The following is an 18,433-nucleotide window of genomic DNA, read 5'->3' on the forward strand; positions in this document are numbered from 1 at the left end:
GATTGTATATACATGTCTTTACTTCCGAAACTCCTCATACAGGGTTAGTTTTGTATAAATGGTTTCTAATATTGGAACGTCAAGATTATGATTTTTAGCTTTTTCAAGCAAATACCCTTGTAGATGCTCTACTTCTATTGGCAATGATTTTTCGATATCTCGCTGCATCGAAGATTTCATGCCTTCATTCAATCCATTCATTCGTTTCAATTGAATGTCAGCAATGTCGTCCTTAATCGGTGCATTAATTTTCTTCATTATTAATACAATTTCATTTAATAAGGCTGAAATGATTCGTTGGCCTGATTCTAAATTCCGTATGGGTCCGATTGAAGACTCCATTAACGACGTAATCCCTGACATAGTCGTGATGAATAAATATTTATGCCACATATCTTGATTAATGTTATCACTTAAAACAAATTCAGCTTTTGACTCTTCAAATACGTATTTTAAACGTTCTATACGAGGGCTTCTTTCTCCTGTTCTTTCGCCGTATACTAGCTGATGAATCGGACTTGTTTGTACGATTGTCCCAAATTCATTTAGCGTTGACTCTATAAAGCACAGACCACCAATTACCATATCTTCACCGAAAGCCTTAACCAGCTCATCCATATGTGAAATACCATTTAATAGAGGTAAAATGATTCCGTCATCTTTTAAATGAAGGCGAATATCATCAATTGCCGCAGTTAATTGATACGACTTCGTTGAAATCATAATCACATCGAACTTTTCCTCAGTTTCACCAGCCAGTAGTAAACGAGGAGATAATTCAATGTTTCCGTTAACACTCTCTATTTTTAAACCTGTTTTTTCTAGTTGTTTTTTTCTATTCTCTCTAACCAGAAACGTAACATCTTCCCCTTTTTCAATAAGCCTTCCTCCAAAATAACCACCGATTGCACCTGCACCAACCACAAGAATTTTCATAGATTAAATCCTCTTTTCTGTTTTTATGTCTTGTATAACTACTAATTGGGTCAATCACATAATTCATCAAACTGGATAAAAACAAAGATTTTGTCGATTTCCGTTACAGTTTCGAAGCAAGCGTAGCGATGCAGCGCACTTTCATGTTTCGAAGCTAGCAAAGCGATGCAGAAACAGAAACAGGCAGAAGCATTCTGTGGATCACTCCTGGGAATCATTTTCCCGCTGGAAAGATATTGATGAACTGAATATCTTTGCAACGAGTAACCACAGGAGGGCATGTTTGTCTCGGCACCTTTCACTTCAATCAAAATCCATAAGAATTCCCTTCAAATATACATGTATTAAACAAAATGCATTTTTGAAATTCACACAATTTACTACCTCTTTTATACTACACTATTCAGAAAATTATTCTATTTTACTATACTTTTGTTTCTAACAATACGTTAAAGTTACATATAAAATTTCAGATTCTAATACAAAAAGGCCCTACAAGGAGACGTATCACCTTGTAGGGCTTCTAGATTAGTTCTCTTCTACTTCACTACGATTTTTCTTGAATATCTTCGATAATACTTCATAAACGATTGGTACAGCAATTAACGTTAATAATGTTGAACTTGCTAAACCGCCTATTACTGTAATACCAAGACCTTTCGAGATTAAACCGCCACCACCTGAACCAACTGCTAATGGAATTAATGCACCGATTGTTGCCAATGCCGTCATTAGGATTGGACGTAGGCGTGTAGCTCCTGCTTCTAGAATCGCTTCGCGCATCGTCATACCTGCTCGTTCCATATGAATAATGCGGTCGACAAGTACAATGGCGTTCGTCACAACGATACCAATTAACATTAATAACCCCATCATGACCGATACAGAAATTGTTTCACCAGCAATCCACAGACCGACAAATGAACCGATTACTGCAAACGGTAATGAGAACAGAATCGCGAATGGTGCAACACCTTCACGGAATGTTACAACGAGGATGAAGTACACGATAGCAATTGCCGCCATCATGGCTAAACCAAGTTGTGTGAATGTTTCAGTCATATCAGCTGCAGCACCTGCAACCGCTACTGTAACTCCTTTAGGTAAATCTAATTTATCTATTGCTTCATCCACTTCAGATGTCGCTTTTGTAATATCATCGCCAAGAATTGCTCCTGAAACGGTTGCATAGTATTCACCTTTACTCCGTGCAAGGGTGTTCATCGTTGTGCCTGTTTCAACTGTTACAATTTCTGAAAGTGGCACTGTTGTACCAAGCGCAGTCGGTACTTCAGTTGCCAGGATTTCATCAATTGATTTAGGTTGAGCAGCTTTTTCCTGCTTAACGATTACATCTAGTGAACTCCCGTCTTTTTCAACGGTTGTCAATACTTCCTGTGTTGTTTTTGGACTTAACATCATGACAATTTGGCCCGTCGTTAATCCATACTGCAATAATTCATCTTGTTCTACTTTGAACGTATGTTCAACATATGCATCTTCTGCACTTGAAGAAACTTCTTCCAATCCATCGTTTTCTTTCAGGACATCTTCTACCATAACAACAGCTTCATTCAGTTTATCTAAATCCGCACCGTTGAAAGTGTAGCTAACTTCATTTGTAGACATCGACATGGACGTGAAGTTCTGACTATTCCATTCGCCAGATTGTTCAATGTTGAAGACATATTCTTCAATTTCTTCGCGAGCTTTAGGGAAGTCATCCATTTCAGGATTGAAGATAAGGTACATTAATGCACCTCCTCCACCACCACCCATCATCGCGGACATTTGATCGCCGCCTTCGCTTAGGGATAATTGAACAATATCAATATCTTCACGATTCAGCATTTTTTCTTCAATAGCTGTAATGTTTTCTAAAGTATCATCCATTAGCTCGCCGGCTTCAGGAGTGTAAGTCAAGTACATCACTTTTTCTTCTTCACTGCCTAGGAAACTAAAACCAATCAACGGCGTCAATGCTATGCTTCCTGCTAATAGAGCAATAGAAATGATTGATGTAATAATTTTGTGGTTAAGCGTCCATCCAAGGATTCCTTTATACCAGTTTGATAATTTCCCAGTCTCTTTATGACTGCTAGCAGTCTTTTCACTATATAACTTCTTCTTGAACAAGAAGTGGGATAATGCGGGAACGATCGTAATCGCTACAATCAATGAAGCGACAAGCGCAAACGTCATGGTTAATGCGAATGGCAAGAACAGCTCGCCAACCATTCCGCCTACGAAGATAAGTGGTGCGAACACCGCCACCGTTACCAATGTTGATGAAAGGATTGGTTTGAACATTTCGATTGTCGCTTCACGAACAAGTGCACGACCAGTCAACTTCTCATCTTTTAGATGTAATCGACGATAAATATTTTCAACGACGACAATCGAGTCATCAATAACACGACCTATGGCGACAGTTATTGCTCCTAGCGTCATGATATTGAGCGTAATATCCATCCAGTTCAACACCATTAATGCCATGAAAATCGAAACTGGAATTGAGACGATCGAAATGATGGTTGATTTAAAATCACGCAAGAATAAAAGGATGATCAATACAGCTATCAATCCTCCGAACAACGCCTTTTCAATCATTGTTGTAACCGATTTTTCAATCGGCGCACCTTGGTCAAGTGATACCTCAATAACGAGACCATCGATACTTGCCTCTTCTTCTTCAATTAACTCTTTCACAGCGTTCACGACATCAACTGTATTAGCTTGTTGCCCTTTAACAATTTGAATTGCAATGGCTTCTTTACCATTTGTACGTGAAATCGATTGAACTTTCCCAACTTCTTCAATCTTAGCGATCTCGCTCAGTTTCACAAATGGTGATGTGTTTTTTTCCGAAGGAGTCAATGGAATAAGCATTTCCTTCAATTCATCGGCTGTCATAAACTTGCCGTCTACCGCAACGGCTTCTTCACCTTCTTCAAACTCATAAAGACCCAAAGAAACTGCAAGGTCACTTGCCTGAATCACTTGTTTAACAGAGTCTTCCGTTAAGCCCAGTTCAGCCAGTTTAGTTTCATCGTAAGTTAGTTGTACTTCATTAATATGTTGACCTGTAATTGTTGCTGAAGCTATTCCATCAATCTTTTCGATTTTTGGAAGTATGATTTCTTCTACTGTTGACGTTAATTCAACAATATCTTCATTCGCACTAGAAATACTCAACGCAGCCACCGGCATCATATTCATGCTGATTGCCGTAACGGTCGGCTCTTGAGCCCCTTCAGGTAAAGTTACCGCTTCCAGTGCAGATTTCAAAGCACGATTCGCCTCGTCCATATCTACACCATACTCATATTCCACTTGAAGATTTGCCATATTTGAATACGAATTCGAAAATACGGATTTCACGCCTTCAAGGTTTTCTACGACTTTTTCCAAAGGCATAGAAACTTCTTCCATTACCTTCTCTGGAGTTGCGCCAGGATATACGTCCATTACCATTAAGTAAGGAATCGAAATATCTGGAATTGTTTCCATGTTCATTCTTGTACCCGAATAAATACCAGTTACGGTGATAATAATAGTCAGTAACCATACTGCCAGTTTATTTTGAAGTACAAAATTAACTAAACCTTTCACGCTTACACCTACCCCTAATTGACTTTTCTATTTACTTTTTTTATAATAATGACCAACTGGTCAATTGTCAACAATATGAACTAGGAGCGATAAAAATAAAATGAATAAAAAACAACTAATTATGGAAAAATCATTGGAACTATTTGCAAAACAAGGTTTTGAAGCAACTTCTATTCAACAAATAACGGAATATTGTGGTATTTCTAAAGGGGCTTTTTACTTATCTTTTAAGTCTAAGGATGAATTGATAATAGCGTTGATCGACCACTTCATGATGCAATTCACCGCCGATGCTGACTATATAGTCAAAAACACAAAAGTTGAGGAAAAACTGGTCTATGAGTTTTATTTCTCAACGTTCAATTCCTTCCAAAAACACTCTGATTTCACAAAAGTTTTGATGAAAGAGCAAAGCCACACATTGAATAAGGAGTTCATCGTTAAGATGCAAACCTATGACAAGTTGTTCGAGAAGTCGATTTTGTCTATGATTGACCGCGTTTACGGCGAGGTTGTCGATTTGATAAAATACGATCTTGTCTATTGCATTAAAGGCTTTATCAGTATCTATTCACAATTATTTTTATTTCAGAAGATACCAGTGGATTTAAATTTGCTATCCAGATCGCTAGTGGAAAAAACAAACTTGCTTGCTAAACATACAACTATCCCATTCATTTCTCAGGACTTGATTCATTTGGGCAAGCAACTGACGCAGGAAGAAATGACGAAAGAACAAATTCTCGACATCATGGACCAAAAAATTATGGAAATTGAAGAGTCTATCGAAAAAGAATCTTTAGTTCTGTTAAGGCAACATCTGCTAGAACCAACTTTAAGTCCAGCTATTGTAAAAGGATTATTAGAGAACATTCGGAATCATTCTCATTGCAAATGGATTTCTTATTTACTGCGTAGTTATTATGAATTCTAATAGCTGATTTCGGTGGAATACTACTTGAAATCTATGTTATCGACATAAGAAAAAGACTTATCACGATGTTCTACGCCCCGAAAGTTAGACCAACAATTCTAACTTTCGGGGTGTTTTTTGTGGAGTTTCAAGTAAAACGAATATAAGAAAATGGTTCAGTAGATTTCAAGAATTTGGGGAACAGGGCTTGGGTACTAAAAAGGCAAATACAATAAATTAGATGTCCTGAAGTATAAGGTAAGAACAAGAGATTCCCTTGATGAAATGGCTAGAAAATTTGGCATTACTGAACCGCCTATAATTATAAATTGGTGGAGGAAATGGCAAAATGAAGGTGTTGAAGGGCTCTCTAAATCAAAGGGGCGTCAATCAATGTCTACCAAACCAAAGAAGATAAAGAACGAGAAAAAAATTGACGAGGGATAAAAGAAATAGAATTACTTCGTGTGGAAAAAGACTATTTAAAAAAGCTCCGAGCTTCAGGGATAAATATTCCGAGACGACTGGTACAACCGAATTTAAATATTCCGAGACGAATGCGAATGGGAAGTTAATCATTAAGAAGACTTATTTAGATCCGTTCTTAGATATGTTTAATAGTGAGATTTTATCCTACCGGCTCTCAGAACGACCAAACGCAAAAGTCATCATGGACGCCTTGGATGAAGCAATAGAAATAGCTAAAGGCTGCACCTATCGAACGACGTTACTCTCTAACCAGGGTTGGGCGTATCAAATGAAGTCCTATGTAAAGAAGCTAAAAAATAATGGGATATTCCAAAGTATGTCTCGAAAAAGGAAGCTGTCTGGATAATTCGCTTATGGAAAACTTCTTCAGCATAATGAAACAGGAAATGTATTACAGGAAAGTATATCGCTCTTTAGAAGAGCTGAAGAAAGCAGTGACTAAGTAGATTTAGTACTATAACAATGAACGCATAAAAGCAAAATTGACTAGTTGAGCCCGGTTGAATACCGTCCCCATACCAGTCAACTAGCTGCTTAAATATTTCGGTCTAACGATTCGGTTTCAGAACACGAGACAAGTCTTTTTCGTTTTAATTTTTAGTTTTATCCTAATAAATCCCCAAGTATATCGGTCATCGATTTTTTTCGCTTGTGCTTAGGTGGATATCCATTGTTGGAATGCTTAGAATCGTACTCTTTATTATTATCATTTCTTGAATTATCTCGATTATCCCGGTATTGACGATCATCTTTTTCGTATGACTGGGTATATGATTTTTGGTCTTCTCTTAAGCCCTGTGTGATTTTTTCTAGTTCACCACGATCAAGCCAAACACCTTTACAATCCGGACAAACATCGATCATCACATTCTCTTTTTCGACTTCTCTCATTCGAACGCTATCGCAAACTGGACAATTCAAATATCTCACTCCTTCTGATTTCATTGAACGCTAATCCCGCTCAAATTATAACACGCTACTTAGAAAGTTAATGTGATTCAACCCTTATTGAAATTTAACTTAGATTCTTTAGTTCTTTGCCACTAATAACATCAGGATACTACTTACAAAAACAATAGCCGCTCCTACTGTGAAAATTAAAGTTGCAGATGTACCAAGGAGTCCCGCTAAAAATGCCCCCGAAATGACACCTAATGAAAAACTAGCATAGTAAATACCGAAAGCTTTCCCTCGATTTTGAGAATTTGTATCTTTCATAATGGTTGTACTTGTGGAAGGAAACAATAAAGCAAAGCCGATTCCATAAAAAATCATAGCAATAAATATTTCGATTGAGGAAGTTGAGAGTCCCAGACCTAAAATGGATAAGGAAATAAACATCAGTCCAGTAAACATCAACCTTTTATTATTAAAACGATCGAAAATCCGATTAGAAGGCAGAACGAAAAACAGGATAGCCACAATGCCAAATACGCTAAAATAAATGCCTGTCATTTCTTGTTGTAAATTGAGTTCTTCCACTTTCAAGGGCATGGCATACGTAAGTAACCCTTGCATAAGAAGCAATAGAAATATAGCGACATAAGAAAATTGAATAGCCGGATTTTTAATAAAAGAAAATCCCACATTTTCTTGTGTGATTGATTTCTTCGTCAATGGTAGTGACTTAATTAATACTAAGGAGATTAACCCTACTAAAACCATCGCCAAAGACACGCTGTAAAATAACCATTCAATACCTAATCTACTACTAATGATGGCTCCCAATGCAGGACCAATAATTGCTGCAATTCCTATTGCAGCTCCTGAATGAGACATTGTTTTGCCATTCGAATCGGAATCATCATTTCGTCCAATGGCAGCAAATGCAGCAGGCACGATAAAGCCAGCAGCAAACCCATGGAAAAATCGAATAGCAATAAGTTGGGTTGGATTTGTAACATATGTATAAAAGAAAACGAGAACTCCAGCTAAAATCATACTGCTAGCTAAAATACGTTTTGAACCAAACTTATCTACCCAAATTCCTGACAACACATTGCCTAACATATTTGAAAATGAGTAAACAGCGATAACAGAGCCCACAACTATCGGAGTAGCTCCCAAACTAGCAGCAAATGGCGCAATTACGGGTAACTGCGAAAACATATCAATAAATGCCACAACCAGCAAAATATACATAAAAATCAAAGGGCTACCTTCTTTCTAAAACCTTTAAAAAGCATCCTCGCGTTAGTCAGAACATGCTCCGCTTTTTTAAGACAACATGAAACCATGCAATGCACCAAGCAATGTAAAGATGACAAGATGATCTCCAAATGCAATGATGAATGATTGATTTGTCATCAATCCAAACAATCTATTTTTCATGTACACGAGGGTAATCACCGCACCCACCATAAATCCTATAAGCATACCTGCACCGATTCCTTCTGATCCAGTTGCTTGTACAAGAACAGCCATAATAAATGAACTAATAAATGCCACGACCACAGAAAAAATATACTTCATTGGCCCCTGTGCTTCGTTTTGTTTCTTATCCGGATGTTTATCTCCACTTAGTCTCACGGAATAGTATATACCTCCATAAACCATATACAACAAGCCACCTATAATAATAGCGATGACATTTAATTCGTACCAATCGATTAACATATATAGTCCTCTTTTCTATCTCAGTTTATTTTTGTACAAAACCTAACTTTTCATATAAATCTATGGCTTTGACATTTGCCACAGTTACATTTAGTTCAATAACATCATAACCCATCTGATATAAGGTATTCATGCTTGATCTAATTAACAAACTTGCCATTCCCTGATTAAGATATTTTTTCCCTGTATAAATCTCCGTAATTAATGGTGTTCCACTCCAAAGATTTATACATATCACAGCTGCAGATTCATCGTTCATTTCAATCCAAAAAGATGCTTCAGATATAAAAGCTCCATATCCATTATTAATAATTTTTTCAACTTCAAGAATAGCTTGCTCCAACGTTTCTTCTTGCTGATCCACTGTACCTTCATAAGCTTCTAACATCGTAGTAGCCACTTTTGTAATGTCGTGTTGCGTGATGGGCTTGAACTGAAAGCTACTGTAAACTTGCTGAGACTCGAGTTTACAAGACATTTTGATTCTACGCTTTCCCACAGTCATCACCTCTCTATTAGTTCATTGACACACTACTACTTCTCTAGAAAATACTCCTTTTTTGGCAATACATCTGTCTATTATGGTAAAGCCTGCTTCTTCAAGCATATGATCAATATTATCAATCGTGACCAATACTAACTTTTTTGTAAATGGTCGGGCATTCTTTAAAATTGAGAGCTGATCTTCTGGTGTAGCATGCGTGTAGAGATTGTATGGCATATCAATAATTGTCGCATCATAGTTTGTGGATACCTCAGCGATTGGTCCTAGGTCTACTTCTCCAGTTAAATCGAAATACGCGATATTTTCGCGTGAGCCCAATACTACTAGAGGATTAATATCTCTACCGACAATATCAATTCCCATCGAGAGTGCTTCAACTAAAACAGTACCTATTCCACAACAAGGATCAATGGCTTTAATACCATGAGGATTTGGGACTGCAATATTTGCTACAGCTCGTGCGACTCGTGTACTAAGTGCAGTCGAATATTCTCGAGGTTTTTTCAAATGACGCAACCATATAGCTTCACTTTTCATGTGTTTACCAAAATACCATCGACCTTCATACGGAATTAAACCGAATGTGATATCAGGATGATGAACATCTGCTTCACCTTCAATAATCAAGCCGATTTCTCGTTCGATTTCTCGTTTTTGTTGATAGTTAATTTTTTTTGTTGTATCCAAATCATTAATTTTCACGAATAGAACTTTAAATGTCGATTCCATTTTAACAACTTCCACTTGTTTCAAAATATCTGACAATTCATCACCTTCAAACAGAACTTCAATTCGCTCTTTTATAAATGGACTTCTGCTTGGAATAATATTGATTGAGCTTTTAAGAATTTTTGAACGTGTATCTATTACAAAAAACGAACGCATTTCTAGGTGACATAATGATTCTTCGTCATCCGTATAAGCGTATGTATATATAAATTCACCTGTTGGAGCTATTTGATTCACTTAATTCCCACCCTTTTAGATAATCTTCATTTTAATACTACTACTAGTACTTGTAAGTATAACAATTGCTACTACTTATGACGCTAAAGACTAACCAATTTCTTTATTTGTCTTTTACGATTTAAACAACAATTATTATCGATAATAATAAGCAAAGAGATAATTCTATCGATAACACATTAACACACTGAATCCTTCAGATTTAATAAATAAATTTTAGCTTACATAAATTTGTTTATCATGACCATACTTATTTAGCACCACATTTTGAAAGGAGACGTTTAAAACATGGGAAAAGACAATCACAATTCTTCAAGTAACAATAAAAATTCTTTACCTCAAACGCCTAAAACTGCAAAAACTAATCCAAGCAATAACCAAGAGGAGTTCTCTCGAGAGTTAATGGGAAGTGAAAATACTTCAAATAACAAAAAAAGTACTCAGAATCCCCAAGCAAACAATAATGCAAATACTAACCCTAACAACAGACGAGAGGAATTCGCTCGCGAGTTAATGGGAAGTGAAAATACTTTAAATAGTAAAAAAAATACTCAGAAACCTCAAGTAAACAATAATGCAAATACTAACCCTAACAACAGACGAGAGGAATTCGCTCGCGAGTTAATGGGAAGTGAAACTTTAAACAGCAAAAAAAATACTCAGAATCCCCAAGCAAACAATAATGCAAATACTAACCCTAACAACAGACGAGAAGAGTTCTCTCGCGAGTTTACGGAAATCATTAAGAAAAATACGACGCCTGAACAAAATAATCCGAATCGACGCAATAAATAAGCTTCTTTATCGTTTCCAATTTAATTTCTCCAAAAACAAGAAGCAGATACCCTTTATTGGGTACTGCTTCTTCGTCTTTCTAATAATAATACCGAATACCTTTTGAAATTATATTTGTCACTCATGGAGAGATTTAAGGTGGGCGATATTCAAATAGATAATTTGTCCATCCCCTGTGATTAACTCCACTAAATTATTTTCTGCATTATTAATCTTCCCAATTTTTTGTGAATCTTTTCCTAAATCAAAAGTGACTATTTTTCCAACAAACGTTTTCAATTGTTCTTTAAATGTTGAAGCGAATATCCCTTCAGAACTACTTAGGGATTGGCATGCCTTGATTTGATAAGGGGTTTTATTAATATAAGGAATTAGCCATTTAAGATGAACAATCGGAATATGGATTGTTTTGAAGGCTGGTGAATAGAAGATAATATAGTCATCTTGAATTTGATTGATATACCCATAAACAGTATGATTTCCTGATAAAAAAATTTCCACAAATATTTCGGAAGCATTGGTTAATATTTTTTTTAATGAAATAAGATCTTCATTTTTTTGAATAGGAGATGAATCCGGGTTAATAAATTCGTCTTCAGTTGAATCTCCTTTTCTTACACAAAGGATATGCATCATTGGTAAATAAACGTAATTTTGACCGTTGAATAGAACGATGATATCCGAACCAATCTCCATAAGCTTTCCGGTCATGCTTTTTTTTGAGGTTAGTTCAATTTCTAATATTTGTCCTGTATATGAACTTAGGTTATTCAATTATTTAACTCCTTCAACTTATAAAATAAAAAGAAGCCACAGATTAAAAGCAATTAATGTAACGAAAAGCGTCATTGGAATAACCAATAAAGCTACTTTAAAGTATTTCGACCATGTAATATAAATTCCATTTTTTCTTAAAACAAACATCCATAACAACGTAGCTAATGTGCCTAACGGCGAAAGTAATGCGCCAATATCACTACCAATGATAATGGCGATATAGGAAACTTGCAGCGTTTGTATATCCAATCCCATATCTGTAATGATTAAAGTGCCTAGCATTACAGAAGGTAAATTATTCATCAAATTCGATAGAACACTGATGAATATTCCTGTAATAAAACTGGCGAATACTAAATTCTCCTTAATTACACTTTCAAATAGACTAATAAAAAACACCGTAATACCTGTGTTATTCAATGAATACACCGTAACGTACATACCAAAAGCGAAAACAAGAATATGCCATGGCGCTTTCATAGCGACATCCTTAATGCCCACTTTCATACTAATCCATCTAATAACGATTAAAATAACAGCTCCTGTAATGGCTATAACTTCTATAGGAACTCCATATGATGGGAGAATAAAGTAACTACCTCTTATTAAAACAACGATAATTATACAAATTTTAAACAATGCCCAATTGATCGTTTGTAGTTTTTGTGCTTCTCCTGACAAAGGATGAGAATTCGCTCCTTGTGATTGCTTTGACATTAAAAATTCAATTGAAGAATCATTAATCGTGGCTATATTTTTGGGGATGTCTTTCTTAAACAGATGATATAAAAGGAGACAAAGTGTAGTGATGCCAATCATAGAAGGAACGAAGGCGAAACGAGTGTAAGAAATTAAATCTAAACCCACCATTTTTAAACCAATCAAATTTGCAATATTACTTACACCAATTGGCAAACTAGCTGCTGTGGCAATAAATACACCTGCAAATAAATAAGGCAATTTTTGACGTGGTTTTAAATGGAGCAAGAAAACAATATGAATAATAATTGGAGTAGTAATCAGGATACTCCCATCATTATTAAAAAAAATAGTCATTAAAAAACACAGGAACATAACGTACATAAATAATTTTTTTCCTGAGCCTTTTGCTTTATTAACAATATTAACGGCTGCCCACCGAAACACCCCAATGCTTTCTAAGACAATACACATGATAATTGTGGAGATAATGGTAATGGAAGGACCACTTACAAGTTTAAAAATTTGCAAAATATCACTAAAAGGAACAACACCTGCTATAAAAAGAAGTATTGCTCCACTGATTGCAGGGATGGATTCATTTATTCCCCAAGGTCTCCACATGATGAAAAGTGTTGTTAGCGCAAATATCGTGAAAGTATAGATGATTACGTACTCATGCATTAGAATTTACCCCATTAATACGGAATTTCATTTTTCTCTTATTTGGATTATTATAAGGTATAACATGCTTTTCTACAGATGGAGTTAATAACTTATAAAAAAATAGTCCTAAGATCATTATTAAAGAAAAAATAATCATTTCCTCCCTCCCTCCTTTCTATCGGAATGAAAATGACTTTTTCGTTGCACTCAACCTTTTATTTTTTTTTGTTCTTTCTATACTTTTCCACAAGACTTTTCTTTGGTTGATTACTGCCTTGTTTTTTTCTTCTATTTACAGTATTTGTTGGTCGTGTATTTGTACTTTCTTCTCTATGGGGTTTTTCAGTATTTTGTTGACCTTCAGGATTTTTTTCTGGAGATTGAGCTTTCGTTGAATTAGATTGTTGTTTTTGTTGTCGCGCCTTTTTCTTCATATGTTTATTTTTTCTTTTAATCGCTTGATTTAACTCTTCATCAAAGGTTACTTTTTCGTTTATTGAATCTTGATCATTTGTTTCAACTGATGTTTCATTTGTTGTCTTTATGTTTTCGTTTCCTTCTAAATTTTCATTGGTATTTTGTTCATTTGTCTGTTCTTGTGATTTATTGATACTCACGCTAAAATTTTTCACATGATATGTTGGTATTCTAAAAATCTCGTTATTCACAATTAGTACAAGGTAGTTTTCATTAGCCTCAACTAACAACCCTTCTATACTTTCAGGACCTTTTCTATTTATCTTTATCCAAGAAAGTTTAAGATTTGTTAGTAAATTAATTGTGTTATCTGCAGAAATCTGATTATAAACTTCCATAATATTAGTTACTGTGTTAGTCAATTCTTCTGGAATTACATCTTCATTTGAAGAATTATCAACTAGTGTTTCATTATCTTTATCAATGACTTGATTAGTAGATGTTAAATTATGACTTAAGCTTTTAATATGTTGTTCTTTGTAAAATATTAATCCATCTTCCTCTGTATAAAGGACAAAAAAGTCTTCCTTTACATCGATTAATTTGCCCACCTTCGATTCAGGACCATTCCCATTAATACGTATCGTTTGTTCTTTGAAATTAACAACGAGTTCATTAAACGTAGCTGCTTTATGCAAGTTGTTAGTATCGTATACTTTTAAAATAGAATTAAATCGAATCTGTGAATTTTCACGAATACTTTTAATGTGTGCCGTTTTGTAGTAAATAATATGACCATCTTCTTTTTGTAAGGTTAAATAATCATCGTTAACATCCAATAAAACTCCATTATTTGAATCGGGTCCCCCTTTATAAACTTGAACTGCTCTACCCACTAAAGAAGATATATACTCATCTTTCATAGCTGTTTTTTCCCCTTTCTTCCTAACTTTGATTACAATTAAATAAAAAGCTGTATGCAAATTTAATTAAAGCAAATTATTTTATTGAGTGTATCGTATGTATATGTCTATAATTTGTCTAATGCATAGGTCAATAAATCAATTTTTTATCAGTACGGGGTTATTATTTGAATTTTATGCAAAAAGGTATCTTGTTCTTCTTGTTGAATACTTAGAATTAATAAGTCACTGGAGGTTTTTTTATGGAAAAAAAGCAATTTTTATACCAATTAAAATTAATTCCTACATTGTTAGATGAATCAAACTGGACCGAAAAAGAAAATGAAATTGTTCAGCAACATTTTGAAGCATTGCAGAATTTACAAATAGAAGGAAAACTAATTATGGCAGGAAGAACTTTAAATATGGATCCTACAGGGTTTGGAATTGTTATATTAGAATTGGAGTCAGAAGAAGAGGCACTAACTTTAATGGAAAATGATCCAGCTGTTAAAGAGGGAATTATGAAAGCAACATTATATCCATATCATGTTGCCTTGATTAAAAATTGAAAAATAATTTCTACATGAAAACACCTATTTTAAGCCATACTTTTTAAGAACAAATACTTTGGAAAGAAGGCGAAGAGATGGGGAAAAACAATAATAATCCAACAAGTAAAAGCAACAAAAATGCATCAAAAAACAATAATAATTCAACGCAACAAAAAGACTTGGACTCAACACTAGGAAAAGCAAAGGAAGAATTTTCTCGTGAATTCTTAGAAATCATCAATAAAACTGGCAAACAAAAAGAAAAATCACCAAATCAAAACAATAAAAACAAAAAATAATTTAGCTTCAAATTGGAGTGAATTACTTTGAGCTTGAATCGTGAAAAAGAAGTGTATCCCGATTCTAGAAATACTATTGTCAGCTTAAATGGCGTGCAAGTGTGGATTGATAATAAATTTGATGATGAAGTTTTGGACGATGATGTTATTGACTCAATTGAAAATCCAGAAAAAACAACTAAGAAAAATGCATCCAAATGATTAAAATAACCACCCTTTACATATGTAAAGGGTGGTTATTTTGGTATCCTCGATTATAAAAGATGGAGTGCCGGTTATATATTACACCAGGCACTCCATAAAATTAAAGCTTATTCGTTTAAATAAACATTCCTGCAACGGCAGCACTTAGTAAAGATGCCAACATCCCTGCAGCTACAGCACGTAAACCTAGTCGTGCAATATCTGAACGGCGAGAAGGAGCAAGTGCACCTAATCCCCCTAGAAGAATGGCCATCGAACTTAAATTGGCAAAACCACATAATGCAAAACTAACTACGATTACTGTTTTTGGTGACAAGTTTGCTATTTCCGGAGCAAATGCAGCATACGCAACAAATTCATTTAAAACAAGTTTCTGTCCAATGAAACTACCTGCAGTCACAGCTTCTGACCACGGGACACCAATGGCAAAAGCAATTGGTGCGAAGACAAAACCAAGAATTTGCTCAAGTGATATAGAATCGTATCCAAACCACCCTCCAATACCACCTAAAATCCCATTAACCATAGCAATTAGCGCGATGAACGCTAGCAACATGGCACCGACATTTAGTGCCAGTTTAAGACCGTCACTGGCACCCCGAGCCGCAGCATCAATGACGTTTACTGAATCTTGATCTTTTTCCATTTCAAATACTGTTTCATCTGGAACCTCTGTTTCTGGAATCATTAATTTGGCCATGATTAAACCTGCAGGTGCAGCCATAAAGCTTGCTGCCAGTAAATATTCAAGAGGTACACCTAGTAATGCATATCCAACAAGAACAGAACCTGCGACGGATGCTAGTCCACCTGTCATCACTGCAAATAGTTCAGATCTCGTCATTTTCGCAATGAATGGACGAATTATTAAAGGTGCTTCTATTTGTCCAACGAAAATATTCGCTGCTGCGGAAATCGATTCAGCTTTACTTGTTCCAAGTAACCATGATAATGCTCCACCAATAAAGCGAATTAATACTTGCATAATCCCTAAATAATACAATACAGAAATTAATGATGAGAAGAATATTATTACTGTTAAAACTTGGAATGCAAAGACAAATCCAAATTTCTCTACATCCACAGCTGGTCCAAAGAGGAATGAAACACCTTCGCTAGCATAACCAATTATATTTTGTACTTTATTGGACAACCACACTAATCCTGCTCTTCCTGCTTCCCACTTCAAAACAATAAACGCAAAAATTATTTGAATCGTTAAACCACCTAAAATGGTTCGATAATTAATCGATTTTTTTGCACTAGATAATAGAAACGCGATACTTAATACAACAAATATCCCGCCAATTCCCCAAATAATATTATTCACCTATGTCACCTCGTAATAGATTTTGATAAGAAAACGCTTTCTTGAAAATTTAATATCACTTCATTTGTTGTCTGACGACAGACCACATATCGGAATCTTAACAAATCCGAATAAATAAGTAAATGGATATTATGTGTAAGAAAGAACATGATGTCCGAAAATGGTAAAGAAAATTCAACACAAAATAAGAAGCAAGTAGATCCTATATCGAATTAGGATCTACTTGCTTCTTATTTTTCTGACACTACTCACAAACTGCTGTCTATAGGAACCTTCTTTTTCTATGTTCAAATCAAAACTAACCGGTTTATATTTTCTTTACTCTACTAATAGTGAAATAAGATCACTTAATGGTTTTAACATAAATGTAATGAAGTCAAGTGGGTTTGGAATGGTTTTACCGATTGCATAAGTAATACTTAACCCAACTCCAATTATAAGAAGACTAGAAAAAACAACGATCTCTTTTTTTTGTTTCTTTTTCACAAGAGGTGGAACTTTAATAATAAAAATCACTCCACCCACTAGAACAATTGCTAAGCTTTTTATCATAATTAATTAACCCTCTTAATTTATTTTAGTGAATTACTAATCGTGCCTGTCTTAAGAATTTTTGTATCTATCTTTAAATTCACTTGTAATTCGGAAAATTCCTGGTCCCAATCTTTTTTAAGTTTTTCCCATTCTTTTGGCTCTTCACGATGAATTGCTTGACCAAACCCAAAAATATCAGCTTGAAAATCTTCTTGTAAAGTGGTGATAGATGTCTCAAGGACTTCTTTCAATTCTTCTTTATAAATTTTTTCTAACATGCTTATTGTTTTAGGTTTAGTAAGATCTATTTGACAGTCTACCTCCATCACACTTCCCTGTGAATGAAGAATAACATCTACTTCTGGTTTTCCATTTATTACTTTGCCTTTGATTTCTGCATTAGATTTATCAAGTTTAATTGAAATTGTTCCACCTTTAGGACAAGATAGATTTGCTACCCAACTTTTCACTTGGTTGGTTATTTTGTTGTATCCTACACTCTCTTTCTCCGTCAACCAGCCTACAAGCTCATCATTTTTAAATATGCCTAAGTTCGTTAATCTTAAAGTAGTTGGAGGCGTAATCGTCTCTGTATTCTGTTTGCTCGAGCCTATCTGAGAATTACCAATAACTTCAATACCCGTTACAACTGCTTCTTTGCCTTCGGTTTTAATATCTTTAACCAAATCGTCTAAAGTTACCCCTCTAGTAGAAGACCAATATTCAGACGATACAGCTACTTTGTTATACATATTATTTGCAGGTAAATTCTCAATTGGTGTTATCACATTTAATAATTCTTCAGCTTTTATGTCCTTGGCAATTAATATATAGTAGTCTGATCTCATTTCCCAATTTCTCGCAAAGAAATCTAAAATATCATTTAATCCTTTTTCAGCTACTGACTCACTAATCACTAATACACGAAGATGCCCTCTATATATTTCTCTAGGTGATTCCAATGCTAATTTACGAATGGCTTCAAATATTGTTTTTCCTTCCGCTTTCATAAGGGTGACAGGTGTACTACCTTTACTTCCTTGAATAGATACCTCCATAGGGATAACAACTTGAGCACTTACCACATATTTATCATCTACTTCATCAATTCCTATTGCCATGGTAATGGCAAGTTCGTTTAACTCCCTTCGATCCCAACACCCAGAAAGAAAAATAATGGACATCAACAGTAAGATAAATCGTTTTTTCATAGACACCG

The 18,433-nt window shown here is 35.0% G+C and carries 19 protein-coding genes and 1 pseudogene; 7 read left to right on the forward strand and 13 right to left on the reverse strand.

The window, feature by feature from the left end; translation table 11 throughout:
• Positions 1 to 18: 18 nt before the first annotated feature.
• Together E2636_RS17610 and E2636_RS17615 are read right to left on the reverse strand one after the other, a co-directional pair.
• Complete coding sequence (locus tag E2636_RS17610) at positions 19 to 936, reverse strand: ketopantoate reductase family protein (RefSeq protein WP_134211586.1); 918 nt, start codon at positions 934 to 936, stop codon at positions 19 to 21.
• Between the two features lie 528 nt (positions 937 to 1,464).
• Positions 1,465 to 4,548, reverse strand: a complete 3,084-nt coding sequence (locus E2636_RS17615; protein WP_134211587.1) for an efflux RND transporter permease subunit — start codon at positions 4,546 to 4,548, stop codon at positions 1,465 to 1,467.
• Between the two features lie 100 nt (positions 4,549 to 4,648).
• Between E2636_RS17615 and E2636_RS17620 the strand changes: the two genes are divergently transcribed.
• The 3 genes and pseudogenes from E2636_RS17620 to E2636_RS19685 all read left to right on the forward strand — a co-directional run.
• Positions 4,649 to 5,482, forward strand: a complete 834-nt coding sequence (locus E2636_RS17620; RefSeq protein ID WP_134211588.1) for a TetR/AcrR family transcriptional regulator — start codon at positions 4,649 to 4,651, stop codon at positions 5,480 to 5,482.
• Positions 5,483 to 5,707: 225 nt separating this feature from the next.
• Positions 5,708 to 5,908 carry a helix-turn-helix domain-containing protein gene (locus E2636_RS19680; RefSeq protein ID WP_134211859.1) on the forward strand — a complete coding sequence of 67 codons (201 nt, stop codon included), beginning with the start codon at positions 5,708 to 5,710 and terminating at the stop codon, positions 5,906 to 5,908.
• A gap of 73 nt (positions 5,909 to 5,981) precedes the next feature.
• Positions 5,982 to 6,488, forward strand: a pseudogene (locus E2636_RS19685) (transposase); the annotation flags it as partial.
• A gap of 65 nt (positions 6,489 to 6,553) precedes the next feature.
• Here the strand turns inward: E2636_RS19685 and E2636_RS17640 are convergent.
• The 5 genes from E2636_RS17640 to E2636_RS17660 all read right to left on the reverse strand — a co-directional run bounded on the left by E2636_RS17640 (position 6,554) and on the right by E2636_RS17660 (position 10,037).
• Complete coding sequence (locus E2636_RS17640) at positions 6,554 to 6,871, reverse strand: TFIIB-type zinc ribbon-containing protein (protein WP_134211591.1); 318 nt, start codon at positions 6,869 to 6,871, stop codon at positions 6,554 to 6,556.
• 108 nt (positions 6,872 to 6,979) lie between these two features.
• Complete coding sequence (locus E2636_RS17645; protein ID WP_243840790.1) at positions 6,980 to 8,092, reverse strand: MFS transporter; 1,113 nt, start codon at positions 8,090 to 8,092, stop codon at positions 6,980 to 6,982.
• 75 nt (positions 8,093 to 8,167) lie between these two features.
• Positions 8,168 to 8,566, reverse strand: a complete 399-nt coding sequence (locus E2636_RS17650; protein WP_134211593.1) for a DUF1761 domain-containing protein — start codon at positions 8,564 to 8,566, stop codon at positions 8,168 to 8,170.
• A gap of 25 nt (positions 8,567 to 8,591) precedes the next feature.
• Complete coding sequence (locus E2636_RS17655) at positions 8,592 to 9,065, reverse strand: GNAT family N-acetyltransferase (protein WP_166669576.1); 474 nt, start codon at positions 9,063 to 9,065, stop codon at positions 8,592 to 8,594.
• Between the two features lie 21 nt (positions 9,066 to 9,086).
• Positions 9,087 to 10,037, reverse strand: coding sequence for a TRM11 family SAM-dependent methyltransferase (locus tag E2636_RS17660; protein WP_134211595.1), 951 nt, complete (start codon positions 10,035 to 10,037; stop codon positions 9,087 to 9,089).
• Between the two features lie 288 nt (positions 10,038 to 10,325).
• Here E2636_RS17660 and E2636_RS17665 point away from each other — a divergent pair, with 288 nt between their 5' ends.
• Positions 10,326 to 10,832: a hypothetical protein gene (locus E2636_RS17665; protein ID WP_134211596.1), complete on the forward strand. Its 507-nt coding sequence runs from the start codon at positions 10,326 to 10,328 to the stop codon at positions 10,830 to 10,832.
• A gap of 117 nt (positions 10,833 to 10,949) precedes the next feature.
• On the opposite strand, the gene E2636_RS17670 is transcribed toward E2636_RS17665, so the two are convergent.
• From E2636_RS17670 to E2636_RS17680, 3 genes are all read right to left on the reverse strand, one after another.
• On the reverse strand, positions 10,950 to 11,606 hold the full coding sequence (locus tag E2636_RS17670; protein WP_134211597.1) for a DUF2642 domain-containing protein: 657 nt from the start codon (positions 11,604 to 11,606) through the stop codon (positions 10,950 to 10,952).
• A gap of 18 nt (positions 11,607 to 11,624) precedes the next feature.
• On the reverse strand, positions 11,625 to 12,992 hold the full coding sequence (locus tag E2636_RS17675) for an arsenic transporter (protein WP_134211598.1): 1,368 nt from the start codon (positions 12,990 to 12,992) through the stop codon (positions 11,625 to 11,627).
• A gap of 197 nt (positions 12,993 to 13,189) precedes the next feature.
• On the reverse strand, positions 13,190 to 14,314 hold the full coding sequence (locus E2636_RS17680) for a DUF6897 domain-containing protein (protein WP_134211599.1): 1,125 nt from the start codon (positions 14,312 to 14,314) through the stop codon (positions 13,190 to 13,192).
• A gap of 242 nt (positions 14,315 to 14,556) precedes the next feature.
• Here E2636_RS17680 and E2636_RS17685 point away from each other — a divergent pair, with 242 nt between their 5' ends.
• The 3 genes from E2636_RS17685 to E2636_RS19175 all read left to right on the forward strand — a co-directional run bounded on the left by E2636_RS17685 (position 14,557) and on the right by E2636_RS19175 (position 15,347).
• The gene (locus tag E2636_RS17685) at positions 14,557 to 14,865 is read left to right on the forward strand and encodes a YciI family protein (RefSeq protein ID WP_134211600.1); all 309 of its coding nucleotides are present in this window, start codon (positions 14,557 to 14,559) and stop codon (positions 14,863 to 14,865) included.
• 77 nt (positions 14,866 to 14,942) lie between these two features.
• Entirely contained in the window at positions 14,943 to 15,146 is a 204-nt protein-coding gene (locus E2636_RS17690; RefSeq protein WP_134211601.1) for a hypothetical protein, read from the forward strand.
• A gap of 27 nt (positions 15,147 to 15,173) precedes the next feature.
• A complete protein-coding gene (locus E2636_RS19175; RefSeq protein WP_166669577.1) occupies positions 15,174 to 15,347 on the forward strand; it encodes a hypothetical protein in 174 nt (57 codons plus the stop codon).
• A 118-nt stretch (positions 15,348 to 15,465) separates the two neighbouring features.
• On the opposite strand, the gene E2636_RS17695 is transcribed toward E2636_RS19175, so the two are convergent.
• From E2636_RS17695 to E2636_RS17705, 3 genes are all read right to left on the reverse strand, one after another.
• Positions 15,466 to 16,680: a NupC/NupG family nucleoside CNT transporter gene (locus E2636_RS17695; RefSeq protein ID WP_134211602.1), complete on the reverse strand. Its 1,215-nt coding sequence runs from the start codon at positions 16,678 to 16,680 to the stop codon at positions 15,466 to 15,468.
• A 318-nt stretch (positions 16,681 to 16,998) separates the two neighbouring features.
• A complete protein-coding gene (locus E2636_RS17700) occupies positions 16,999 to 17,232 on the reverse strand; it encodes a hypothetical protein (protein ID WP_134211603.1) in 234 nt (77 codons plus the stop codon).
• Between the two features lie 20 nt (positions 17,233 to 17,252).
• On the reverse strand, positions 17,253 to 18,425 hold the full coding sequence (locus E2636_RS17705) for a Ger(x)C family spore germination protein (RefSeq protein WP_134211604.1): 1,173 nt from the start codon (positions 18,423 to 18,425) through the stop codon (positions 17,253 to 17,255).
• Between the last annotated feature and the right edge of the window lie 8 nt (positions 18,426 to 18,433).

Source organism: Paenisporosarcina antarctica (genome assembly GCF_004367585.1).
GTDB lineage: Bacteria > Bacillota > Bacilli > Bacillales_A > Planococcaceae > Paenisporosarcina > Paenisporosarcina antarctica.

What these genes read in the sequence shown, in the direction of transcription:
- E2636_RS17610 (WP_134211586.1), bottom strand. Translation starts at nt 936, where the DNA reads ATGAAAATTCTTGTGGTTGGTGCAGGTGCAATCGGTGGTTATTTTGGA.
- E2636_RS17620 (WP_134211588.1), top strand. Translation starts at nt 4,649, where the DNA reads ATGAATAAAAAACAACTAATTATGGAAAAATCATTGGAACTATTTGCA.
- E2636_RS17645 (WP_243840790.1), bottom strand. Translation starts at nt 8,092, where the DNA reads ATGTATATTTTGCTGGTTGTGGCATTTATTGATATGTTTTCGCAGTTA.
- E2636_RS17650 (WP_134211593.1), bottom strand. Translation starts at nt 8,566, where the DNA reads ATGTTAATCGATTGGTACGAATTAAATGTCATCGCTATTATTATAGGT.
- E2636_RS17665 (WP_134211596.1), top strand. Translation starts at nt 10,326, where the DNA reads ATGGGAAAAGACAATCACAATTCTTCAAGTAACAATAAAAATTCTTTA.
- E2636_RS17675 (WP_134211598.1), bottom strand. Translation starts at nt 12,992, where the DNA reads ATGCATGAGTACGTAATCATCTATACTTTCACGATATTTGCGCTAACA.
- E2636_RS17680 (WP_134211599.1), bottom strand. Translation starts at nt 14,314, where the DNA reads ATGAAAGATGAGTATATATCTTCTTTAGTGGGTAGAGCAGTTCAAGTT.
- E2636_RS17685 (WP_134211600.1), top strand. Translation starts at nt 14,557, where the DNA reads ATGGAAAAAAAGCAATTTTTATACCAATTAAAATTAATTCCTACATTG.
- E2636_RS17690 (WP_134211601.1), top strand. Translation starts at nt 14,943, where the DNA reads ATGGGGAAAAACAATAATAATCCAACAAGTAAAAGCAACAAAAATGCA.
- E2636_RS17700 (WP_134211603.1), bottom strand. Translation starts at nt 17,232, where the DNA reads ATGATAAAAAGCTTAGCAATTGTTCTAGTGGGTGGAGTGATTTTTATT.
- E2636_RS17705 (WP_134211604.1), bottom strand. Translation starts at nt 18,425, where the DNA reads ATGAAAAAACGATTTATCTTACTGTTGATGTCCATTATTTTTCTTTCT.